Genomic DNA, 19,084 nt, shown 5'->3' on the forward strand with positions numbered 1-19,084 from the left:
CAACGATCACCGGTTCAGCCAACTGCGGGGGCAGGGAAGAACACATGTACGACTTCGAGCCGAAGATGAATGCTCTGGTCCCGATGGTCATCGAACAGACCAACCGGGGTGAGCGCGCGTACGACATCTATTCGCGCCTGCTGAAGGAGCGGATCATCTTCCTGATCGGCGGAGTGAACGACGCCGTCGCCAGCCTGATCTGCTCGCAGCTGCTGTTCCTTGAGTCGGAGAACCCGAACAAGGACATTGCGATCTACATCAATTCGCCGGGCGGCTACGTCTCGGCCGGCCTCGCCATCTACGACACCATGCAGTACATCCGTCCGCAGGTGTCGACGGTCTGCATGGGCCAGGCCGCCTCGATGGGCTCGCTTCTGCTGGCCGCCGGCGCGCCGGGCAAGCGCTTTTCGCTGCCCAACAGCCGCATCATGATCCACCAGCCGTCGGGCGGCGCCCAGGGCCAGGCCTCGGACATCGAAATCCAGGCCCAGGAAATCCTGAAGCTGCGCTCACGTCTGAACGACATCTATGTCAAGCACACCGGGCAGGACCTCGACACCATCGAGACCGCCATGGAGCGTGACAAGTTCATGTCGCCGGAAGAGGCGAAAGCCTTCGGTCTGATCGACGAGGTGGTGGAGAAGCGCCCGGGCGTCGACCACCATTCGTGAGCCGCGGGTCCTCGGCCCTCCCAACAAAGGGTTGATCGGGTCGTGACGCTGTTGTTGAATGGCAGTGACACGATCCGGTCATGGACCGGTTCCGATAAGGAACCGGTCCCGAATGGGGAGAGTCTCGCAAGGGACCCGGCTATGCGGATCGTGATGCGTCGCCAAAACGGCGCATGACCTTGTCGCGGACGCCGTCCGCGATAACCTGAGTAGGACCGGCGTCGGGGGGCGCCGCGAACGGGCATGGCCCCAGGGGCCACGCCTCCCGCGAGATGACGGAGTACCGATGAGCAAGTCCAGCAGCGGCGATTCGAAGAATACGCTCTACTGCTCCTTCTGCGGCAAGAGCCAGCACGAGGTCCGCAAGCTGATTGCCGGTCCGACGGTATTCATCTGCGATGAATGCGTCGAACTGTGCATGGACATCATTCGCGAGGAGAACAAGACGACCCTCGTGAAGTCCCGCGACGGGGTTCCGACTCCGCGCGACATTCATGCGGTGCTCGACGATTACGTCATCGGACAGTCCTACGCCAAGCGCGTGCTGTCGGTGGCGGTCCACAACCACTACAAGCGCCTCGCCCACGGGACGAAGCACAACGACGTCGAACTGGCGAAGTCGAACATCCTGCTGATCGGCCCGACCGGCTGCGGCAAGACGCTGCTGGCCCAGACCCTGGCCCGCATCATCGACGTTCCCTTCACCATGGCCGATGCGACGACGCTGACCGAAGCCGGTTACGTCGGCGAGGATGTCGAGAACATCATCCTCAAGCTGCTCCAGGCAGCCGACTACAATGTCGAGCGGGCGCAGCGCGGCATCGTCTACATCGACGAGGTCGACAAGATCAGCCGCAAGTCCGACAACCCGTCGATCACCCGTGACGTGTCGGGCGAGGGCGTGCAGCAGGCCCTGCTGAAGATCATGGAAGGCACCGTCGCCTCCGTGCCGCCGCAGGGCGGGCGCAAGCATCCGCAGCAGGAATTCCTGCAGGTCGATACCAGCAACATCCTGTTCATCTGCGGTGGCGCCTTCGCCGGCCTGGACAAGATCATCGCCCAGCGCGGCAAGGGCACCAGCATCGGCTTCGGCGCCGATGTGCGCTCCGCCGACGAGCGCGCCACCGGTGAGATCCTGCACGAGGTCGAGCCCGAGGATCTGCTGAAGTTCGGCCTGATCCCGGAATTCATCGGCCGCCTGCCGGTTCTGGCCACCCTGTCCGATCTGGACGAGGCGGCGCTGGTCGAGATCCTCAGCAAGCCGAAGAATGCCCTGGTCAAGCAGTACCAGCGGCTGTTCGAGATGGAGGACGTCCATCTGGAGTTCTCCGAGGACGCCATGCGCGCCATCGCCCACAAGGCGATTGCCCGCAAGACCGGCGCCCGTGGCCTGCGGTCGATCATGGAAGCCATCCTGCTCGACCCGATGTTCGATCTGCCGGGTCTGACCGGCATCGAGAGCATCCTGGTCAACAAGGAAGTGGTCGAAGGGCGGGCCAAACCGCTCTACGTCCATGCGGAACGGCGCAGTGAAGCGCCTGGTGCATAACCGTCTGGGTTTTTCCGGTGCGGAAATCAAAAAAGGGACGCTTCGGCGTCCCTTTTTCTTTTTTCGATTGTTGCGGCATATCCCAATAAAACCATTCTCTGCACTGGGCGTGACCGATGTAACCCGTCAAAAAAAAGAATCAATTCAGAGAATTTAACGAATGTAAAAAGATAAAGCCTTAATGTCGGTGTCGAGACATCGGGTAGAGTGGGTGATCTGCCTTCATTCCAGGCTCGGCATCTCCGCTATCCATTGTTTGCGCACGAATATTGCGGTGGGCGGGAAATGAAAATACGCAGTTTCCTTTACGTTTGCTTGGCGTGCGTTGGAGTGGTCGCTTCGGTTCCGGCCACTTGGCTTGCGGTGCAGGAAGTCAACTCGGCCGGCCGGGCGTCAGCCGCCAGGGACGTCGTGGACGTGCTCGGTGCCGCCACCGCTGTGAACGAGGCGATGGCGCTCGAGCGCGGTGTTGTCAACCTGCCGCTAACGGCAGGGACGGCGATCGACGACGCTGGCCGCGACTCCCTCAAGAAGGCCCGTGCGCAGTCCGACGCTGCGCTCGCCCGCTACGTTGCCGCCGCCAGGGCGCTGGGCGACCCCAAGTCCGCCGACGAGACCGCCACCTTGGGCAGCAGTCTGGCGACCGTCCGCGCCCAGGTCGACGGCTGGCTGGTGAAGGACCGGTCGGGCCGCCCGGCGGACGCCTCGGCGCAGTTCTTTGCCGGCATGGTCAAGGTCACGAGCCAGGTCGGGGTGACGATGAACCGCCTCGGCCATCGCTTGAACGACCTCGATGCGACCGTCGGCGACCGGGCCGATATCGCGGTTCGCGCCGCCCAACTGCGCGAGATGGCCGGCCAGCAGTCGGTCCTTTATCTGCGCGCACTGGGAACCGGCAAGCCGATGACCCCGGAAGCCGAAGCGGAGGCGATGACGCTGGAGGGGAGGATCTCGGCCAGTTGGGAGTCGGTCGAGGACGATATCGTCGCCGGAGATATGGAGCCGGCCCTGCGCACGGCGCTGGAGGCTGCCCGGAAAGGCTACATTCAGGGTTTCGGCGGCTTCAAAACCCGCGTGCTGACCGCATCGCGGGCCGGCAGGCCCTATGACCTGGACGGTGCGGAGTGGCGCCGCTCGGCCTCGCCCCTGCTGCAGGACCTCCTGGTGATCCGCGACGCCGGCTTCACCGTCGGGCGGGAACTGGCCGACAGCCATCATGCCTCGGCTTTGCGTCATCTGATGCTGGCGGTCGGAATCATCGTTGCCGGGCTCGGCGCGTTGCTGGGTGTCGCGGTTGCGATCACGCGCCGGGCCTCGCGCCCGATTGTCGAACTGGCCCGGATCGTCGGTGCGATTGCCGGCGGGCGGCGTGACCTCGACGTTCTCCACCGGAACCGCTCGGATGAAATCGGCGAGATGGCCGCGGCAATCGACGTGCTGCAAACCAGCGCCCGCGAGGCCGACGCCGCCGAAGCCCGCCGCCGGACGGAACTGGAGCAGCGCGAGGAGAACCGGCGTGGCATGGAACGGGCGACGCAGGATTTCGTGGCGCAGCTCGAATCGGTGGTCGGACATCTGTCCGCCACGGCGGACTCCGTGCGCAGCAACTCCGAACGCCTGTCGTCGGCCGCGGAAAGCGCCTCGTCCCTCTCGTCCTCCGTGGCATCCGCATCGGAACTGGCGAACGGCAACATCCAGACGGTGGCGACCGCCGCTGAGCAGTTGCAATCCTCCATCGGCGAAATCAGCCGCCGGATCGACGATGCGTCCCGGATCGCCCAGGACGCGGTGCGCGAGGCCGGCAGCACGGCCGGGATCGTCGCGACCTTGGCCGACCGTGCCGCGGGCATCGGCTCGGTGGTCGATATGATCAGCTCCATCGCCTCCCAGACCAATCTTCTGGCGCTGAACGCCACCATCGAGGCCGCCCGTGCCGGCGAAGCGGGCAAGGGATTCGCCGTCGTCGCCAGCGAAGTGAAGAATCTGGCCGGTCAAACCGCGAAGGCCACGGACGACATCCAGCTTCGCGTCGGGGAGATTCGTGACGTCAGCGGCAGTGCCGTGACCGCCATCGACGCCATCAGCCGCACCGTCGCCGCGATCAGCGAGGCTGCGTCGGCCGTCGCCGCCGCGGTGGAGCAGCAGAATGCCGCCACCCGCGAGATCGCCCGAAACATCCAGGCCGCCGCCCAGGGCACCGTGGAGGTGTCCGGCAGCATCGGACAGGTCGCTTCCACCGCCGAAAGTACGCGCGTCGCGTCCGGGGAGCTGCTGACCGCCTCGCGCGGCCTGTCGCATGAGGCCGGAACCCTGCGTACGACCGTCGATGGCTATGTGAACCGCCTCAAAACCGCTTGATCCGGCAAAAACGGGGAGGGAAGCGGCGGTTTCGTGCCAGGTTGCGGCTTGGAAACCGCCCTTGGGGGTTGTCAGCCCCTTGAAGGCCGCAGGGCCGTGTGCCACGTTAGTCGGGTGCCGTAGGCGATCCCCGCGCTCAACCCGAGGCGGGGGCTGTGTCAGGCCCATTCCGGGCTGGCGGCGATCCATTCATTGAGGCCCTGCCCATGATCGAACTCTCCCGTGGTGCCCTCTACCCGGTCCTGCCGTTGCGCGACATCGTGGTCTTCCCCCACATGATCGTGCCGCTGTTCGTCGGGCGCGAGAAGTCCGTGCGCGCGTTGGAAGACGTGATGAAGGATGACAAGCAGATCCTGCTCGTCACCCAGAAGAACGCCGCGCAGGACGATCCGACTCCGGCCGACATCTACAGCGTCGGCACCGTCGGCACCGTGTTGCAGCTGCTCAAGCTGCCGGACGGGACCGTCAAGGTGCTGGTGGAAGGCGGCCAGCGGGCCGCCATCACCAAGTTCGCCGACAATGAGGAGTTCTTCCAGGCCCAGGCCGAGCTGGTCGAGGAAAAGACCGGCGAGAACCAGGAGCTGGAGGCGCTGAGCCGCGCCGTCGTCTCCCAGTTCGAGCAGTACATCAAGCTGAACAAGAAGATTCCGCCGGAAGTGCTGGTCTCGATCAACCAGATCGAGGAAGCCGGCAAGCTGGCCGACACCGTCGCGTCGCATCTGGCGCTGAAGATTCCGGAAAAACAGCAGCTGCTGGAATGCGCCACCGTGTCGGAGCGTCTGGAGCGGGTCTATGCCTTCATGGAAGGCGAGATCGGCGTGCTGCAGGTGGAAAAGCGCATCCGCAACCGCGTCAAGCGGCAGATGGAGAAGACCCAGCGCGAGTACTACCTGAACGAGCAGCTGAAGGCGATCCAGAAGGAACTCGGCGAGACCGAGGACGGCCGCGACGAATCGGCGGAACTGGAAGAGAAGATCAACAAGACCCGCTTCTCCAAGGAAGCCCGCGAAAAGGCGCTCGCCGAGCTTAAGAAGCTGCGGTCGATGAGCCCGATGTCGGCCGAGGCGACCGTGGTCCGCAACTACCTTGACTGGATGCTGTCCATTCCGTGGAAGAAGCGCACCAAGGTGAAGCGCGACCTGAAGCTGGCCCAGAAGGTGCTGGACGACGATCATTACGGTCTGGAGAAGGTCAAGGAGCGCATCCTTGAGTATCTCGCCGTCCAGAACCGCATGAACAAGGTCAAGGGTCCGATCCTCTGCCTCGTCGGACCGCCCGGCGTCGGCAAGACCTCGCTCGGCAAGTCGATCGGCAAGGCCACCGGCCGCAACTTCGTCCGTATGTCGCTGGGCGGCGTTCGTGACGAGGCCGAGGTCCGTGGCCACCGCCGCACCTATATCGGCTCGATGCCCGGCAAGGTCATCCAGGGCATGAAGAAGGCCAAGTCCTCCAACCCGCTCTTCCTGCTGGATGAGATTGACAAGCTCGGCGCCGACTGGCGCGGCGACCCGTCGTCTGCCTTGCTGGAGGTGCTGGATCCGGAGCAGAACGGCACCTTCAACGACCATTACCTGGAAGTCGATTACGACCTGTCCGACGTGATGTTCGTCTGCACCGCCAACACGATGCGCATGCCGCAGCCGCTGCTGGACCGCATGGAGATCATCCGCGTTGCCGGTTACACCGAGGACGAGAAGGTCGAAATCTCCAAGCGCCACCTGATCGAGAAGCAGATCGAGGCGAACGGCCTGAAGAAGGGCGAGTTCACCATCTCCGACGACGCGCTGCGCGATCTGGTCCGCTACTACACGCGGGAAGCCGGTGTCCGTTCGCTGGAACGCGAGATCGCCAACCTCTGCCGCAAGGCGGTGAAGGAGATCCTGCTGAAGTCGGGCGGCAACGCCAAGGTCGCGGTCACCCGCCGCAACCTCGACAAGTATGCCGGCGTCCGCCGCTTCCATTATGGCGAAGCGGAGCTGGAGGATCTGGTGGGCGTCACCACCGGTCTGGCCTGGACCGAAGTCGGCGGCGAGCTGCTGTCGATCGAGGCCGTCGGCCTGCCCGGCAAGGGCCGCGTCACCACCACCGGCAAGCTGGGCGACGTGATGAAGGAATCGGTTCAGGCGGCCGAGAGCTACGTCAAGTCGCGCGCCACCGCCTTCGGCATCAAGCCGACGCTGTTCGAGAAGAAGGACATCCACGTCCACGTTCCCGAAGGCGCCACGCCGAAGGACGGCCCGTCGGCCGGTGTCGCCATGGCCACCTCCATAGTCTCGGTGCTGACCGGTATTCCGGTGCGCAAGGACGTGGCGATGACTGGCGAGATCACGCTGCGCGGCCGGGTGCTGCCGATCGGTGGCCTGAAGGAGAAGCTGCTGGCCGCCCTGCGCGGCGGCATCAAGCATGTGCTGATCCCGAAGGACAACGAGAAGGACCTTGCCGACATCCCGGACAACGTGAAGCGCGGGCTGGAGATCATGCCCGTCGGCACGGTGGACGAGGTGCTGCGCAACGCGCTCGTCCGTCCGCTGGAACCCATCGAGTGGACCGAGCAGGAGGTCGATGCGGCCGCTGCGAAGGCCCAGGAGAAGGGTGCCGACGGCGAGGCTCTGCGTCACTGATCCGGGACCGGCGGTCGCGATCGGATCGTGACCGCCACCTGTTGGCGTGACTTTTAGGACAAGAGCCGCTTTGCCGCCCGTCGGGAATTGACGGGCGGCAAGCGCTGTGCTTATCCTTTGCTTCCAAAAAGTCGTGGACGAAAAGTCCTGGGGCGGCTTTTGTCTTTCAGTATTTGCTGAATTTCGAAGGGGGATTGCGTGAACAAGAACGATCTCGTGGCGCATGTTGCCGAAGCGTCCGGTTTGTCCAAGACCGACGCCACGAAGGCCGTCGACGCCGTGTTCGACAGCATTGCCGAATCCTTGAAGAACGGTGATGAGGTTCGTCTGGTCGGCTTCGGCACTTTCGCGGTCGCTGAGCGTCCTGCGACCGAAGGCCGCAATCCGCGCACCGGCGAGAAGATCGACATCCCGGCGTCCAAGCAGCCGAAGTTCAAGGCTGGCAAGACTCTGAAGGACGCCTTGAACTAAGCGCTTATCAGCGCTTGAAGTTTTTGGCCCGCTCAGGGCATAGTGCGGCCGACCGGGCAACCACCCGGTCGGCTTGCCTTTGAATGCGAAGGCTTGTCCAGTTCGGGCGATTAGCTCAGCGGTAGAGCGTCTCGTTTACACCGAGAATGTCGGGGGTTCGATCCCCTCATCGCCCACCAATCTTTTCAATGACTTAACGGTAATTCCAAGGCCCCTCCGAGGGGCCTTTGCCATATCTAGAGCGGATTGCGGGGCATCTGAATCGTTGATTCCCATAGACGGACAGTTGTGATTCAAGGTTCGGACTGGTTGAAGGGGGCCAGTCTGGATGGCGAAAGCACTGTCGGTCGATCTTCGTCGGCGCGTGGTGGAGGCGGTTGCGGCTGGAACCTCTTGCCGGGCGGCAGCTGCGCGTTTCGAGGTCGGGGTTTCCTCGGCGATCCGCTGGGTTGCCCGTGCACGAACGCGGGGCGACCTAACCCCGGACAAACGCGGTGGCAATGTCCGCTCGCATCGGATCGACGAGCATCAGGACCTCATCCTTGGCTGGATCGAGGAGAAGCCCGACCTGACCTTGGCAGAGGTAGCCGAGCGCCTGGACGAGACGGTGGGGTATCGGCCATTGCCCAGCATCGTGTGCTGGTTCTTCCAACGTCACGGCGTGACGCGGAAAAAAAGACAGCGCATGCTGCCGAACAAGATCGAGCGGATATAGCCGACAGCCGCCAAGCCTGGTTCGATGCCCAGCCGGACCTGGACCCGGAGCGGCTGGTGTTCATCGATGAATGCGGCACCTCCACCAAGATGGCGCGGATGTACAGTCGTGCGCCGCGAGGAGAACGCTGCCGCGCTGCGGTTCCCCATGGGCATTGGAAGACGACAACCTTCGTCGGCGCTCTTCGGTTGTCGGGCGTCACCGCTCCGATGACGCTCGACGGTGCCATGGGCGGTGCGACCTTCCTCGCTTATGTCGAACAGGTTCTGGGGCCGACGCTGAGCGACGGAGACGTCATCGTGATGGACAACTTGCCCGCCCACAAGCTTCCGGCCGTGCGGGCGGCAATCGAGCGGAAAGGTGCCGTCCTGAAGCTCCTGCCGCCCTACAGCCCCGACTTCAACCCCATCGAAATGGCATTCTCGAAGATCAAGGCGAACCTCAGGAAAGCCGCTGCAAGGACGCTCCCCGAACTGTGGGACGCCATCCGCGATGCAATCGACAACGTGACGCCAACCGACAGCAGAGCCTTCTTCACTGCCGCCGGTTACGAACCAGAATGATCGGAATCTGCTCTAACAGGCCGCGGAAAAAGGCTATGCCCGGCCTGCCGGCCGTGATTCTCTGCGGTCGAAGGGAATGCGGGCTGCGAGGGGACGATGCGGGGATCGGACGAACACAGCGAGGGCCTGTTCAGCTATGTGAGCTGTGAGGCCCGTGTTCCGGCGAGCCACCCTCTACGACCGATCCATGCCATCGTTGATGAAGCGCTGGAGGTCGCTGGAGGTGATATCGCCGGCGTTCGAGGGGCTGTACTCCAAGATCGGGCGGCCGTCGATCCCGCCGGAGAAGCTGCTGCGGGCGCTGCTGCTCCAGGCCTTCTACTCGGTGCGCTCGGAACGCCAGCTTATGGAGCAGCTCGATTACAACCTGCTGTTCCGCTGGTTCGTCGGCTTGTCGATGGACGCCCCGGTGTGGGACGTTACCGTGTTCACCAAGAACCGTGAGCGCCTGCTGGCCGGCGATGTGGCAACCAAGTTCCTGGCCACCGGTCTGGCTGAACGCGAAGCGGCGGTTTCCATGGTCGAGGCCATCCCCGGCCGACACCGAATCACGGTGGGCGCTGACAAGGCTTACGATACCAAGGATTTCGTGGCGAACATGCGCGAGTTGGATGCCGCTGCGCATGTCGCGCAGAACACGAGCAACCGCCGCTCGGCGATCGACGGCCGGACCACCCGCCACCCTGGCTACGCAATCAGCCTTCGAATCCGGAAGCGGATCGAGGAGGTGTTCGGCTGGATGTTCACGCTGACCGCCGCCGCCTACAGCCTGATCCGCCTGCCCAAGCTGCTGGCGGCGGCATAATCACGCCCGGACTCAGCCTCGACAGCGGCTCCGGGCGTCTCGCAGCGCGAAAACGCGCTCCATTCTGACAAAAACAGGCGTCGGAAACGCCATTTTCAAGCCTCAGCGGAGGCAAAAAGCCGCAATATGTTCGTTTTCCCGCGACCTGCTAGACGAATCGGCGCAGAGGCATATCGGGTCTGCGGCATAGCGATGACGGGTAGCCGATCCGTCAGCGATGAATGGGGCAGGGTCCAGGCAGATGGCCGCACAGCTATGAACCGCACCGGGTTTGTCGGAGGCTCCGTTTTCCTGAGAAACTGGGGTCATCATGACGAAACAGGCATCCCCCAAATACGCCCCTGAAGTGCGCGAGCGTGCGGTTTGGATGGTGTTCGAGCACGAAGGCGAACACGCCTCGCAGTGGGCGGCGATTAGTTCAATTGCGGCGAAGATCGGCTGCAATCCCGAGACACTGCGGAACTGGGTCCGCCAGGCTGAGCGTGACCAAGGCAAACGACCCGGCCCAACGACGGACGAGCAGGAACGGATCAAGGCACTGGAGCGTGAGGTGCGGGAACTGCGCCAGGCGAACGAGATCCATGGCCGCCATCATGCGCTTGAGCGCCACTGGACCGGGCAGGTTCTCCAGCCGGCTGATGGTCGGCTGCGGGCAGAGGTCACCCCCGCTCTCCGGCAGCCGGCCGACCGCCATCTGAAGGCGGGATCGCTGCGCAGGGCGTCACAGTTGTTGGCGTCGGCGTACCCGGCGGCGATCAGCAGGGCGCGGAAGCGGATCATCTCCGCCAGCGTGTGCTGGATGCGCTCGGGAGCGCGCGTTTCTTCGATGCAGTCTGCCAGGCGCTCGCAGACGCCCAGACGCCGATCAATCTCGGCCAACAGCAGGACGCCGGCGTCGGAGGTGAGACGGCCGCCATCGAAGGCGGCGTGAACCAGCTTGCCGGCAACCGGTGACAAACCGGTCAGAACCCCGGTACTCTCGGTCATGGCGGGCGTGAACTCCGTTGATCCGTGGTGAGACTGTTTCAGCACCAGAATCATACACAAATTCAGTGGATTAGCCTCGCGCCCGCCGCCCCAGCTTCAGCTCCGGTGAATTATTCGGGCTAGTGTCTCAGGTCGATATGGACCGAGGCGAGTCGCCGCTAACCCGAGTCATTCGGGTGATGTGCATTTCACACTTCCGCGAAGCGCTTCACCGGTTGGCGGAGCCGTCCGGCGTTGCTGGCGGAAACCACCACGGCAGCAGCCACCAGTACGATCACCGCACCGATCCCGGTCAACATGTTCGGTACCTCACCGAACAGCAGCCAGCCTAACCCGGCAGCGGCTGGCACAGCCAGGAAGTCCAGCGGCGCCAGGAAGCCGACGGTGGCCTTGCTGAAGGCCTTGGCTGCGGTGTACTGCGCCGCTAGCCCGCACAGGCCTAGGACGGCCAGGATGGGCCAGTCAGCGGCAGGCGGCGTCACCCAACTCGGCAGAGCTGCAGGCAGGGTGCCCAGCACCGAGACGGCCGAGTAGATCAGCACGATCATGCCAGGGGCATTGCCGGCCTCCGTCAGACGACGGACGGCAGTCTGGCTGCCCGCAGTGGCTACCGCCGCGACCATGGCCGCCAGCACGCCCCAGACCTGTTCCGGCTCTTGCAGGGCTGGCACCAGGGGGATGGCTGCGCCGATGAATCCGATCAACACGGCCATCCACACGACCGGGGGCGACATCTCGCCCAGCATCAGCCGGGCGGCGACTGGGAGCATCAGGGCTCGGGTGAGGAAGATCAGGAACACCAGGGCCAGCGGTGCCGCGCCCAGGGCATACATGAAGGCGTAGAGGGCCAAAACGCCTAGACCACACCGCAGCACATAGCCGACCGGGTCCTTCGTCTTGCCCATATCGGCGACGAGCCGCCATAACGTCACCAGCACCACGGCCCCGGCAGCCGCACGGAAGAAAGCCAGCTCGGCTGTGGGCAGCTTCGTGCCGAGGAATTTGGCCGCCGCCGACGAGGCGGAGAAGGTCACGGCTGAGGCGAAAGCCCAGAGGGCAGCTTGGGCGGAGGAGGGAAGCATTTCGCTCCGAGTCGGCAGGGCTTGAGGGATGCACAACCCATATCAGTGTCGCGATAACCCAACAACGGCGATTGTCGTCACAAATTTCTGCTCTCGCTACGGGAGTGAAATTGTCGAGAATTCGTGTATCGGGTTGTAGTTGGATGCTTCCGAAGCGATAGATGACAGTCGGTCAACAACCGGTGATGCGAGTGATTCGGAAATAACATTTTTTGGATGTGTAGACCGTGCCCGCGAATGGTTGCACAGAAACTGAAGAGATATCTGCGCAGCCTGAAAGGCCAATCTATGGAGTACGCGAAAATTCTCAGGACAAACTCTTGAGTAGTGACAAGACAGAAAGGCATGAATATCGGGGTATGCGCGCTGCGTTTCCCATCAACATTGAGATTGTACAAAATTTGGTACTTCCTTTGTGGACGCTATGTTACCGTGCCCTTATTCAAAGATTGTGAGCACGCTATGTCCACACTCACCAGCTTGCATGATTTGCCCGCGCCGATATCGGAAGTGGCTCGCGCTGCTGATGCTGCCGGCGGGTCTGTAATCGTGTTCGACAAAGATGATTGTGTGATTTTCGCGAATAATGAGCAGCGAAAAATTATGCCATGCTGCGAGTATCGGAGAACAGATACCTATTCTTCTCTGTTCTGGTCGCTCCTTGAAAAAGGATTGAATGGAAACCCCGTCGCAAAGAGCGACCCAAAATTATGGCTTCAGCGCGCCATTGGCGCCCGCCTTAATTCCGCGAACATGGATTTTGTCAACAACTATCCATGGGGAAAGATGCTGGTGTCGCACTATCGATGCGATGACGGGACATCAGTACAGGCTCGACTGAACATGACTGCTGCTGGGCTTGAGAACTATTTTCAAGGTCCTGAAGCTTATCTTGGAGTTACCCGAGCAATCCGTTTGCGGCGGGAAATCCGAGCGCTCGAAGGTATTCTCGATAGTCTGGGCTTGGCCGTTGCATTGGTAGATCGCAACGGTGGCCTGCTGCACGCCAATGCAAGCTTCCACGATTTATTGGATGCGCAGGATGGGCTGGTGAATTTGACCGGAACCCTCATTTCCGCGACGGATCAACTCGACGACATGGTTCTGCATCAATCTCTCGGTCATGTCGCCGACGGGTTGGTGCCGCGTGCCTATACCCCCATCCGGCGGCATTCAGGCGATCCGCTTGTACTGGCGGTCAGCGCAGGTACTGGCCCGGGAACTGCCATCATTGCCGCCGCGCGCTTCGGTGAGGACATGGGAGAGATATGCGCGGCGTTGCGTGAAGCTTTTGGGGTGTCGTCTACAGAAGCGGAAGTCATGGCCGGGGTTGGTTCTGGTCAAACGCTGGCGGAATATGCCGGGAGTCGAAGATTATCGATGAATTCTGCCTACAAATACATCGACAGGGCAAAAAAGCGCCTTGCTGAGAAACATTCTTCTGCGGTCGATTTGCCGGGTATTGTCAGTCTCGTTACCGGAATCGCCGCAGTAACCCGCGCCCCGAACGGGCGCAAACACTGAGGACAATTTCATGGGTATCGGCGTCGCGAACATCGATTTCTCCCCCTACAAGCAAGCTATGCTCGATAAGGGCTTCTCTCAGACCGAGGTCGACGCCTGTTGGGCCGACCTGCTGGTGCTGCTGCAAGCCACGGAAGATACCGGCCTCGCGTATGCGATGACGGAAGGTGCCGACAGGGCGCTGCACGAGCTGGTAAGCGACACCGCCGGCTTGCTGCGTGTCAGCGCGGCGATCCTCGGCGCCGGCCGGGTCCTGGCCCATGACCCGCGCGCCTACGGCACTCCCGAGTTCGACGCGACCTGGGAGAACACGCGCGCTGCCTTCGCGAAGCATGGCGTCGATCTGCCGGCCGACTACCGCTCGGATCGCGGCAGCTTCCGCTCAGCAGCGAATTGCCTCGTGATGCCGAGCGTGGTCGCCGAACTCCAGGCCGCCTGATCGCAGTTGATGGGCGCCCGCCTGCTCCAACAGGTGGGCGCCCTGCCCAGGTCGGTTACCCAGCCCAGACGATCACCCGTAGCCCTAGGAAGCAACGATGATCACCAAAGAGCATACCGCCACATGTGGCGGTGGCAAGGACCCTTGCACCCTAAGTACCGAGACGCCCGGCCAGGAGCGGTGTCACGCCGCCGGGATCTCCGACAGCGTCCAAGCGGCTGCGTGCATAGCAAAGCTCTCGCCGCGTGAAACGGAGGTGTTGCATCGCATTGCTCGCAACCAATCGACCAAGGCGATTGCCGGCGATTTGGCCATCAGCCCCAAGACCGTCGAGTGCCACCGCGCCCAGGTCATGCGCAAGACAGGATGTCGGACGCTGTTCGATCTGGGGCGGCTCTGGGGGCTTGCGTCGGCGGAGTCGTCATCACTCGAAGGCGCCGACCACCCACGAGGCAGTGTCGCGCTGCGGGCTGCGCTCGCTACCGTTGACGCCTTCGGTCAGTCGTCGGATTCGAGCCACCTGCCTCAGATCGACCACCTGACGCCGCCGCAGCTCCGCGACCGTGCTCATGATGATCGGGAGGACGCCCAGCGCGCCATTCGAAATGGCTCGGTTGCTGTGGCCGCCATGTTGCTCAATGACGCTGAGCGGTGCGAGCAGCGGGCGAAGGTGTTGGAGCGCGTGACGGCAGTAACGCCTTTGCCGCGGCGGCCGACCAACTGTCCAGCAGCCTGATTCCCTGGCCGAAACGATGAGCGCCCAGCTGCTACGAACAGCTGGGCGCTTTGTCGGATCTGGAAACCGAAACAGAAACCTGATCGCGACGCGATCCACACGGAGCCTTGGAAAACCCATGAAGATCGACCGAGAGGATACCCCTCAAAGCGGCGATGGCAAGCGCACTCTTGCCGCCGACGTAGCGAAGTTCCAAAGCGAGTATGCATCCCTGCACGAACGCTATGTCGGATACCGATTCGATGCCGCGTACCGGCGCGAGATCGAGCGGCTCTATGCCGAGCTGGACGTGGCTGTTCGGTCGGCGCCGGCCATCGCCTCGGCAGGGGAGGCCGCCAGCCTGATCGATCTGGAGATCAGGCTATTCCAGGAGTTCGAGGGGGGCGCCAGAGGGCATTCATGCGACACGCTTAATTGGCCTGGAGACGGTCGGCGCGCTCCTGCGGTCGTTGGCGGTGGCTAGGGTAGGTTTCCCATGTCACCATCAAAATCATGATGGCTGAACTTTGAATCTCTGATTAGCACTACTTTGGCAGTTCTACTGGCGCCTGTGCGGGACGAGTCAGCACCGACAACAGGGACATCGGATCAGCGCGGTCTGATGAATATGCGCGAGAATGGCTCGGCGTACAGCGGGTAGCGTCGGTTGCGGCGGCGGCCCGCTGTTGCGCCTTTTTCCCCCGCTCCGGCGCGGCGGCGAGCCGAAGGTGCTGGAGAAATGCCAAGGCGATCATCACCAAGAGCACATGATGGTGAAGGCCGGGCCAGCTACGGCCTTCGAAGTGATCAAGCCCCAACTCCTCCTTCATCTGCTGGTGCCCTTGTTCGCAGACCCAGCGCGCCTTGATCCAGGACGCCAGGGTGCGGAGCGGCGTGTCCGGGGGCAAGTTGCTCAGGTAATATTTGGTCTCGCCGGAACTGCGGCGTTCGCCGACCAGCCAGACCTCAGCGCCCGGCTGGTGCTTGCCCGTGCGCATCGCTGGCCCATCGGCCACGCGCACCCGAACTGCAGCAAATCGGGCACTCAGCGCTCCTTTGGTGCCGGTGCGCCATGTGAGTTGTCGCCAGGAGGCGTTTTTGAGCATGGCTGCTGCGGAGACCGGATCCTCGCTGGGCACCGGGTGCTTGCGGGGGCGCCCCGTAGCCGCTTTCGGCCAGGAGAGGGTGACGTCTGGCGTGTAGACGTTCTGGACGCACACCGTTCCAACCGCCCACCGTAGTCCCCGCTCACTCAGCGCGCGCCGGAAAGCTGCGCTGGTGCCGTAGCCGGCGTCGGCGACAACGCAGCCAAAGCGCACGCCGGCGGCCAGAACCCGATCCACTTCCTCGATCGCCAGCTCCGGCTTTGTCCGTGGTTTCTGCTGCGCCTCCGGCACCTGCGCGCGCCGGCAGCGATCGGGATTGTTCGTCCATTCCTCAGGCAGGAACAGGCGCATGGCCATCGGGACCGGTACCTCGCGGCGGACCAGGGTCAGAGTGACCAGAACTTGGCAGTTGGCGTTCTTGCCCACCACCCCGGCATATTGGGGAGCGGCACCGACGGAATGCTCGCCCTTCTTCAGCACGGCGGTGTCGTCAATGGCGAGGATCGCATCGGGACCGCCGACCAGCTGATCAGCCGTGCGCACCAGGATCGGTTCGAGCGGAGCCGTGTCCCAGGAGCGGCTGGCGATGAAGTTGTGGAGTTGGTCGTAGTCGCCGGGTGTCAGCTCGGCGGCGATCGGCTGAATGCTCTTGCGTTCCGTACGGCCGTACAGACCGCGGATGTACACCGGAGCCCAGCGACGTCGAGCCTTGTGACCCAGAGCGTCAAGAAACGGCTCCAGCCAAGCGTCCAGCTGGGCTTCCCATGTCCGCACCTCCAGCATGATCGCCTCCAGCCCAGGTCACCCCCCTTGGGCTGTACAACAGCCCTCACCTCGCGCCATCACGGTGGAACTGCCAAAGTAGTGCTAGGCCGTGTCGGCAAAGGGGTAGCGGGTTGAAGGAATGTTCCCCATTTGGTCTGGATGGGACGTTACGATCTGACTGATGCACAATGGGAGCGGCTGGAGCCGCACCTTCCTCCCGAAAAACCTCGCACTGGACGGCCGAACCACTCTCACCGCCGGATGATCAACGGCATGTTGTGGATCGCCCGCAGCGGAGCCCCATGGCGGGATTTGCCGGAGCGTTATGGAACGTTCGGCGCGGTGTCGAGCCGGTTCTACCGCTGGCGCCGCGCCGGCATCTGGCAGCGTATCCTGGAAGCCCTGCAGGCCCGTGCCGACCGCCAAGGCCGGGTGGACTGGAGCCTGCACTTCGTGGACAGCACCGTGGTCCGCGCTCATCAGCACGCGGCTGGCGCCCGGAAGGCCAGCGGCGAAAAAGGGGGATCGACGGCGAGGCGCTGGGCCGCTCGCGCGGCGGCTTCTCGACCAAGATCCACATCCGCGCCGAGGGCCTCGGCAAGCCGGTAACCTTCACTTTGACCGGTGGCGAAGTCCACGACAGCAAGGCATTCGCCACTCTGATGGGGACCGGCTGGATCAGGCGGTTGGGCCGCGGGCGACCGCGCCTCAAGCCCGACCGGCTGGCCGCCGACAAGGCCTACTGCAGCGGTGTCATCCGCTCCGCCCTGCGACGGCGGAGCATTACGCCGGTGATCCCGACCAAGAGCAACGAACGGCCCGACCCGGCTTTCGACCGCGATGCCTATCGGGAACGCAATCGCGTCGAGCGCCTAATCAATCGGTTGAAACAGTTCCGACGGATCGCCACCCGGTATGAGAAGCGAGCCGCCAACTATCTCGCCATGATCACCATCGCGGCGATCCTTGCTATGGCTCTGAACTTTGCCGACACGGCCTAGCCCGTGCCAAGTCTGCAGCCGCTTTCGATGGGCAACCGGGCTCAGGCGACGATTGCGGCCTTGCTGGACCGGATGGGGGTGGCATCGGCGGTCGTAACCGCCGATGCCCGGCTCGTTGACAGCTCTTCGCTCATGGTGCGCCGTCTGCGCATCGGCGGTGTGCTCGAGCGTGGCCTGGGTGACCTGCGGGCAGGCGCAAAGTGCGGCCTGCCTGCACCAAGCCATCGCCTCCGACCTCGGCATCAGCGTCAAGACGGTGGAATGCCATCGCGCCCGCGTCATGGAGAGGCATGGATGTTCCGGTCTCTTCGAACTTGGGCGCGCTTGGGAGGCCGTTGTGCTGAGCAGCGGCCATAAGGTCCCGCGATACCGGCCACGCTACGAATGCGCCGGGTCGGCCCCCCTTGTTACGGTTACTGTTCGCCACAGGGGTTCGGCTGGTCCTTCATGCCGACATAGCCCTGCTTGGCGTCGTAGAGGAACTGGTACTGCCGCAGGACGTGGCGGCCGGTGTTGATGAAGGGCGCCTTCTTGGGAGCAGGTGGGGGCGGTTCGGTGCTGGAGGGGATCACCTGCGCCGGTTCGTTCGGCGCTCCGGTACCGACGAGGAAGGCGTAGATGGCGATCGGATCGGCGGCGTTCGGAATGTTGACGGCCACGGAAGTCCTGGGAGCCAGCACCTTCACCGTCTTCGTCGGCTCGCTCAGATCGGTCTGCTCCACCGTGTCGAATTGGATCGTCGGTGGCAGCGTCACGTAACTTTGCGGGATGCCTGTGTCCACCAGGATGTTGACCGATGTGCAGATCGGGCCGTTGGCGTCGCGGTTCACCTCCGGATTCACGGTGATGCAGCCTTGAGGCATCATCCAGTCGCCGGGATATTGCGCATAGGGGGCCAGCTTGGTGAAGCGGAAGCCCGACGTGTTCTCGGCGGTCAGTCCGACCTGTATGCCCTGCCGGCCGATGATGTAGCCCGCGTTCAGAGTACCGTTGGCGATGGGTTGACCGTTCACGCTGCGCAGATTCAACAGAACGTTCTTGTCTGGCGTGCCCTGCGGTTGGAAATCCGCCTCCTGGCCGAAGCCGACACCCATGTAAAGCACCGGCTTGGCCGGCGCCGGCAGACCAGGGCAGATCTGCTGGTCATGCTGGTAGCTGTCGCAGGTGCCGGCTTTCTCCACGCCGAGAATGAAGACCTCGGAAGTCGCGACCTTGTTGGCGGCGCGGTCATACAGGGTCACCGTCATCGGCACCCAGGTGCCGACCCACAGAACCTTGCTGCTCGACAGGAACTGGGTTCCCGGCTTGGCACCGGGCGCCGTCTTCAGCGCCTCATAGTTCGGGATATTGGTGGCCGACATGGCGACACCGACCGATCCGGTGTCCATCGTCACTGTGTGGATGGTGCTGTCGCCGGCAATGCTGAAATTCAGCTTCGGCGGGTCGGTGAATGACACCGGCTGGAAATGCGCAAAGGGAATGCATTGCGTCACGCTGGCGCCGCCGTAGCTCGGCTGGCTCTGGGCCAGCGCAGGGACTGCTGCAACCAGCGTCAGCGCGGCGGCTGTGACAGGGCGCGAAGCCCGACCGTAAAATCTCATGGAAGCGCTCAGCAATGATTGAGTCCCCTGTGAGAATTATCCGAAAGGTCGATAAAATCCAGCAACCAATATTGCCGAAAACGCGCAATTCCAGGCGATGGCGCAACCGCT

General features: G+C 63.2%; 14 protein-coding genes, 1 tRNA gene and 4 pseudogenes. 15 read left to right on the plus strand and 4 right to left on the minus strand.

The genetic code is table 11. The features are described from left to right. Positions 1–44: 44 nt before the first annotated feature. The 9 genes and pseudogenes from clpP to GBZ48_RS17880 all read left to right on the plus strand — a co-directional run. On the plus strand, positions 45–671 hold the full coding sequence (clpP, locus tag GBZ48_RS17840; protein ID WP_098739527.1) for an ATP-dependent Clp endopeptidase proteolytic subunit ClpP: 627 nt from the start codon (positions 45–47) through the stop codon (positions 669–671). Positions 672–957: 286 nt separating this feature from the next. Next, positions 958–2,220, plus strand: coding sequence for an ATP-dependent Clp protease ATP-binding subunit ClpX (gene clpX / locus GBZ48_RS17845; RefSeq protein ID WP_012974526.1), 1,263 nt, complete (start codon positions 958–960; stop codon positions 2,218–2,220). Between the two features lie 330 nt (positions 2,221–2,550). After that, complete coding sequence (locus GBZ48_RS36930; protein ID WP_174472233.1) at positions 2,551–4,578, plus strand: methyl-accepting chemotaxis protein; 2,028 nt, start codon at positions 2,551–2,553, stop codon at positions 4,576–4,578. Positions 4,579–4,784: 206 nt separating this feature from the next. Further along, positions 4,785–7,199 (plus strand): endopeptidase La, encoded by a 2,415-nt coding sequence (gene lon, locus GBZ48_RS17855; RefSeq protein WP_174472234.1) that lies wholly within the window; start codon positions 4,785–4,787, stop codon positions 7,197–7,199. Positions 7,200–7,397: 198 nt separating this feature from the next. Further along, a complete protein-coding gene (locus GBZ48_RS17860; RefSeq protein ID WP_012974523.1) occupies positions 7,398–7,670 on the plus strand; it encodes an HU family DNA-binding protein in 273 nt (90 codons plus the stop codon). Between the two features lie 104 nt (positions 7,671–7,774). Then, a tRNA-Val gene (locus tag GBZ48_RS17865) sits at positions 7,775–7,849 on the plus strand. A gap of 149 nt (positions 7,850–7,998) precedes the next feature. Then, positions 7,999–8,948, plus strand: a protein-coding gene (locus GBZ48_RS17870) for an IS630 family transposase (RefSeq protein ID WP_246307269.1) whose coding sequence is annotated in 2 segments (ribosomal slippage) — positions 7,999–8,347 and positions 8,347–8,948 — 951 coding nt in all. Because the reading frame shifts where the segments join, the coding sequence is not laid out codon by codon here. A gap of 96 nt (positions 8,949–9,044) precedes the next feature. After that, positions 9,045–9,753, plus strand: a pseudogene (locus GBZ48_RS17875) (transposase). A 310-nt stretch (positions 9,754–10,063) separates the two neighbouring features. Further along, positions 10,064–10,333: pseudogene (locus GBZ48_RS17880) on the plus strand (transposase); the annotation flags it as partial. Here GBZ48_RS17880 and GBZ48_RS17885 read toward each other — a convergent pair. Together GBZ48_RS17885 and GBZ48_RS17890 are read right to left on the minus strand one after the other, a co-directional pair. Continuing rightward, a pseudogene (locus GBZ48_RS17885) lies at positions 10,334–10,740 on the minus strand (transposase); the annotation flags it as partial. 188 nt (positions 10,741–10,928) lie between these two features. Continuing rightward, a complete protein-coding gene (locus GBZ48_RS17890; protein WP_174472236.1) occupies positions 10,929–11,822 on the minus strand; it encodes a DMT family transporter in 894 nt (297 codons plus the stop codon). A gap of 462 nt (positions 11,823–12,284) precedes the next feature. Between GBZ48_RS17890 and GBZ48_RS17895 the strand changes: the two genes are divergently transcribed. The 4 genes from GBZ48_RS17895 (at position 12,285) to GBZ48_RS17910 (ending at position 14,984) form a co-directional block, all read left to right on the plus strand. After that, the gene (locus GBZ48_RS17895) at positions 12,285–13,346 is read left to right on the plus strand and encodes a helix-turn-helix transcriptional regulator (protein ID WP_174472237.1); all 1,062 of its coding nucleotides are present in this window, start codon (positions 12,285–12,287) and stop codon (positions 13,344–13,346) included. Between the two features lie 10 nt (positions 13,347–13,356). Next, positions 13,357–13,785, plus strand: a complete 429-nt coding sequence (locus GBZ48_RS17900) for a hypothetical protein (RefSeq protein WP_246307270.1) — start codon at positions 13,357–13,359, stop codon at positions 13,783–13,785. A 97-nt stretch (positions 13,786–13,882) separates the two neighbouring features. Further along, the gene (locus GBZ48_RS17905) at positions 13,883–14,521 is read left to right on the plus strand and encodes a LuxR C-terminal-related transcriptional regulator (RefSeq protein ID WP_174472238.1); all 639 of its coding nucleotides are present in this window, start codon (positions 13,883–13,885) and stop codon (positions 14,519–14,521) included. A gap of 118 nt (positions 14,522–14,639) precedes the next feature. Beyond that, positions 14,640–14,984: a hypothetical protein gene (locus GBZ48_RS17910; protein WP_174472239.1), complete on the plus strand. Its 345-nt coding sequence runs from the start codon at positions 14,640–14,642 to the stop codon at positions 14,982–14,984. Between the two features lie 61 nt (positions 14,985–15,045). Here GBZ48_RS17910 and GBZ48_RS17915 read toward each other — a convergent pair whose 3' ends face one another. Further along, positions 15,046–16,389, minus strand: coding sequence for an IS701 family transposase (locus GBZ48_RS17915; protein WP_246307271.1), 1,344 nt, complete (start codon positions 16,387–16,389; stop codon positions 15,046–15,048). A gap of 141 nt (positions 16,390–16,530) precedes the next feature. Here GBZ48_RS17915 and GBZ48_RS17920 point away from each other — a divergent pair. Together GBZ48_RS17920 and GBZ48_RS17925 are read left to right on the plus strand one after the other, a co-directional pair. Next, positions 16,531–17,372 (plus strand): annotated as a pseudogene (locus GBZ48_RS17920) (IS5 family transposase). Positions 17,373–17,475: 103 nt separating this feature from the next. Further along, positions 17,476–17,889 carry a LuxR C-terminal-related transcriptional regulator gene (locus GBZ48_RS17925; RefSeq protein ID WP_174472240.1) on the plus strand — a complete coding sequence of 138 codons (414 nt, stop codon included), beginning with the start codon at positions 17,476–17,478 and terminating at the stop codon, positions 17,887–17,889. Here the strand turns inward: GBZ48_RS17925 and GBZ48_RS17930 are convergent. Then, positions 17,786–18,973: a hypothetical protein gene (locus tag GBZ48_RS17930; protein ID WP_174472241.1), complete on the minus strand. Its 1,188-nt coding sequence runs from the start codon at positions 18,971–18,973 to the stop codon at positions 17,786–17,788. The two genes, GBZ48_RS17925 and GBZ48_RS17930, sit on opposite strands and share 104 nt — an antisense overlap. Between the last annotated feature and the right edge of the window lie 111 nt (positions 18,974–19,084).

The organism is Azospirillum melinis, from assembly GCF_013340935.1.
GTDB classification, from domain to species: Bacteria; Pseudomonadota; Alphaproteobacteria; order Azospirillales; family Azospirillaceae; genus Azospirillum; species Azospirillum melinis.

What these genes read in the sequence shown, in the direction of transcription:
- GBZ48_RS17925 (WP_174472240.1), top strand. Translation starts at nt 17,476, where the DNA reads ATGCCCGGCTCGTTGACAGCTCTTCGCTCATGGTGCGCCGTCTGCGCA.
- GBZ48_RS17905 (WP_174472238.1), top strand. Translation starts at nt 13,883, where the DNA reads ATGATCACCAAAGAGCATACCGCCACATGTGGCGGTGGCAAGGACCCT.
- GBZ48_RS17910 (WP_174472239.1), top strand. Translation starts at nt 14,640, where the DNA reads ATGAAGATCGACCGAGAGGATACCCCTCAAAGCGGCGATGGCAAGCGC.
- GBZ48_RS17900 (WP_246307270.1), top strand. Translation starts at nt 13,357, where the DNA reads ATGGGTATCGGCGTCGCGAACATCGATTTCTCCCCCTACAAGCAAGCT.
- GBZ48_RS17890 (WP_174472236.1), bottom strand. Translation starts at nt 11,822, where the DNA reads ATGCTTCCCTCCTCCGCCCAAGCTGCCCTCTGGGCTTTCGCCTCAGCC.
- clpP (WP_098739527.1), top strand. Translation starts at nt 45, where the DNA reads ATGTACGACTTCGAGCCGAAGATGAATGCTCTGGTCCCGATGGTCATC.
- clpX (WP_012974526.1), top strand. Translation starts at nt 958, where the DNA reads ATGAGCAAGTCCAGCAGCGGCGATTCGAAGAATACGCTCTACTGCTCC.
- GBZ48_RS17895 (WP_174472237.1), top strand. Translation starts at nt 12,285, where the DNA reads ATGTCCACACTCACCAGCTTGCATGATTTGCCCGCGCCGATATCGGAA.
- lon (WP_174472234.1), top strand. Translation starts at nt 4,785, where the DNA reads ATGATCGAACTCTCCCGTGGTGCCCTCTACCCGGTCCTGCCGTTGCGC.
- GBZ48_RS17930 (WP_174472241.1), bottom strand. Translation starts at nt 18,973, where the DNA reads ATGAGATTTTACGGTCGGGCTTCGCGCCCTGTCACAGCCGCCGCGCTG.
- GBZ48_RS17915 (WP_246307271.1), bottom strand. Translation starts at nt 16,389, where the DNA reads ATGCTGGAGGTGCGGACATGGGAAGCCCAGCTGGACGCTTGGCTGGAG.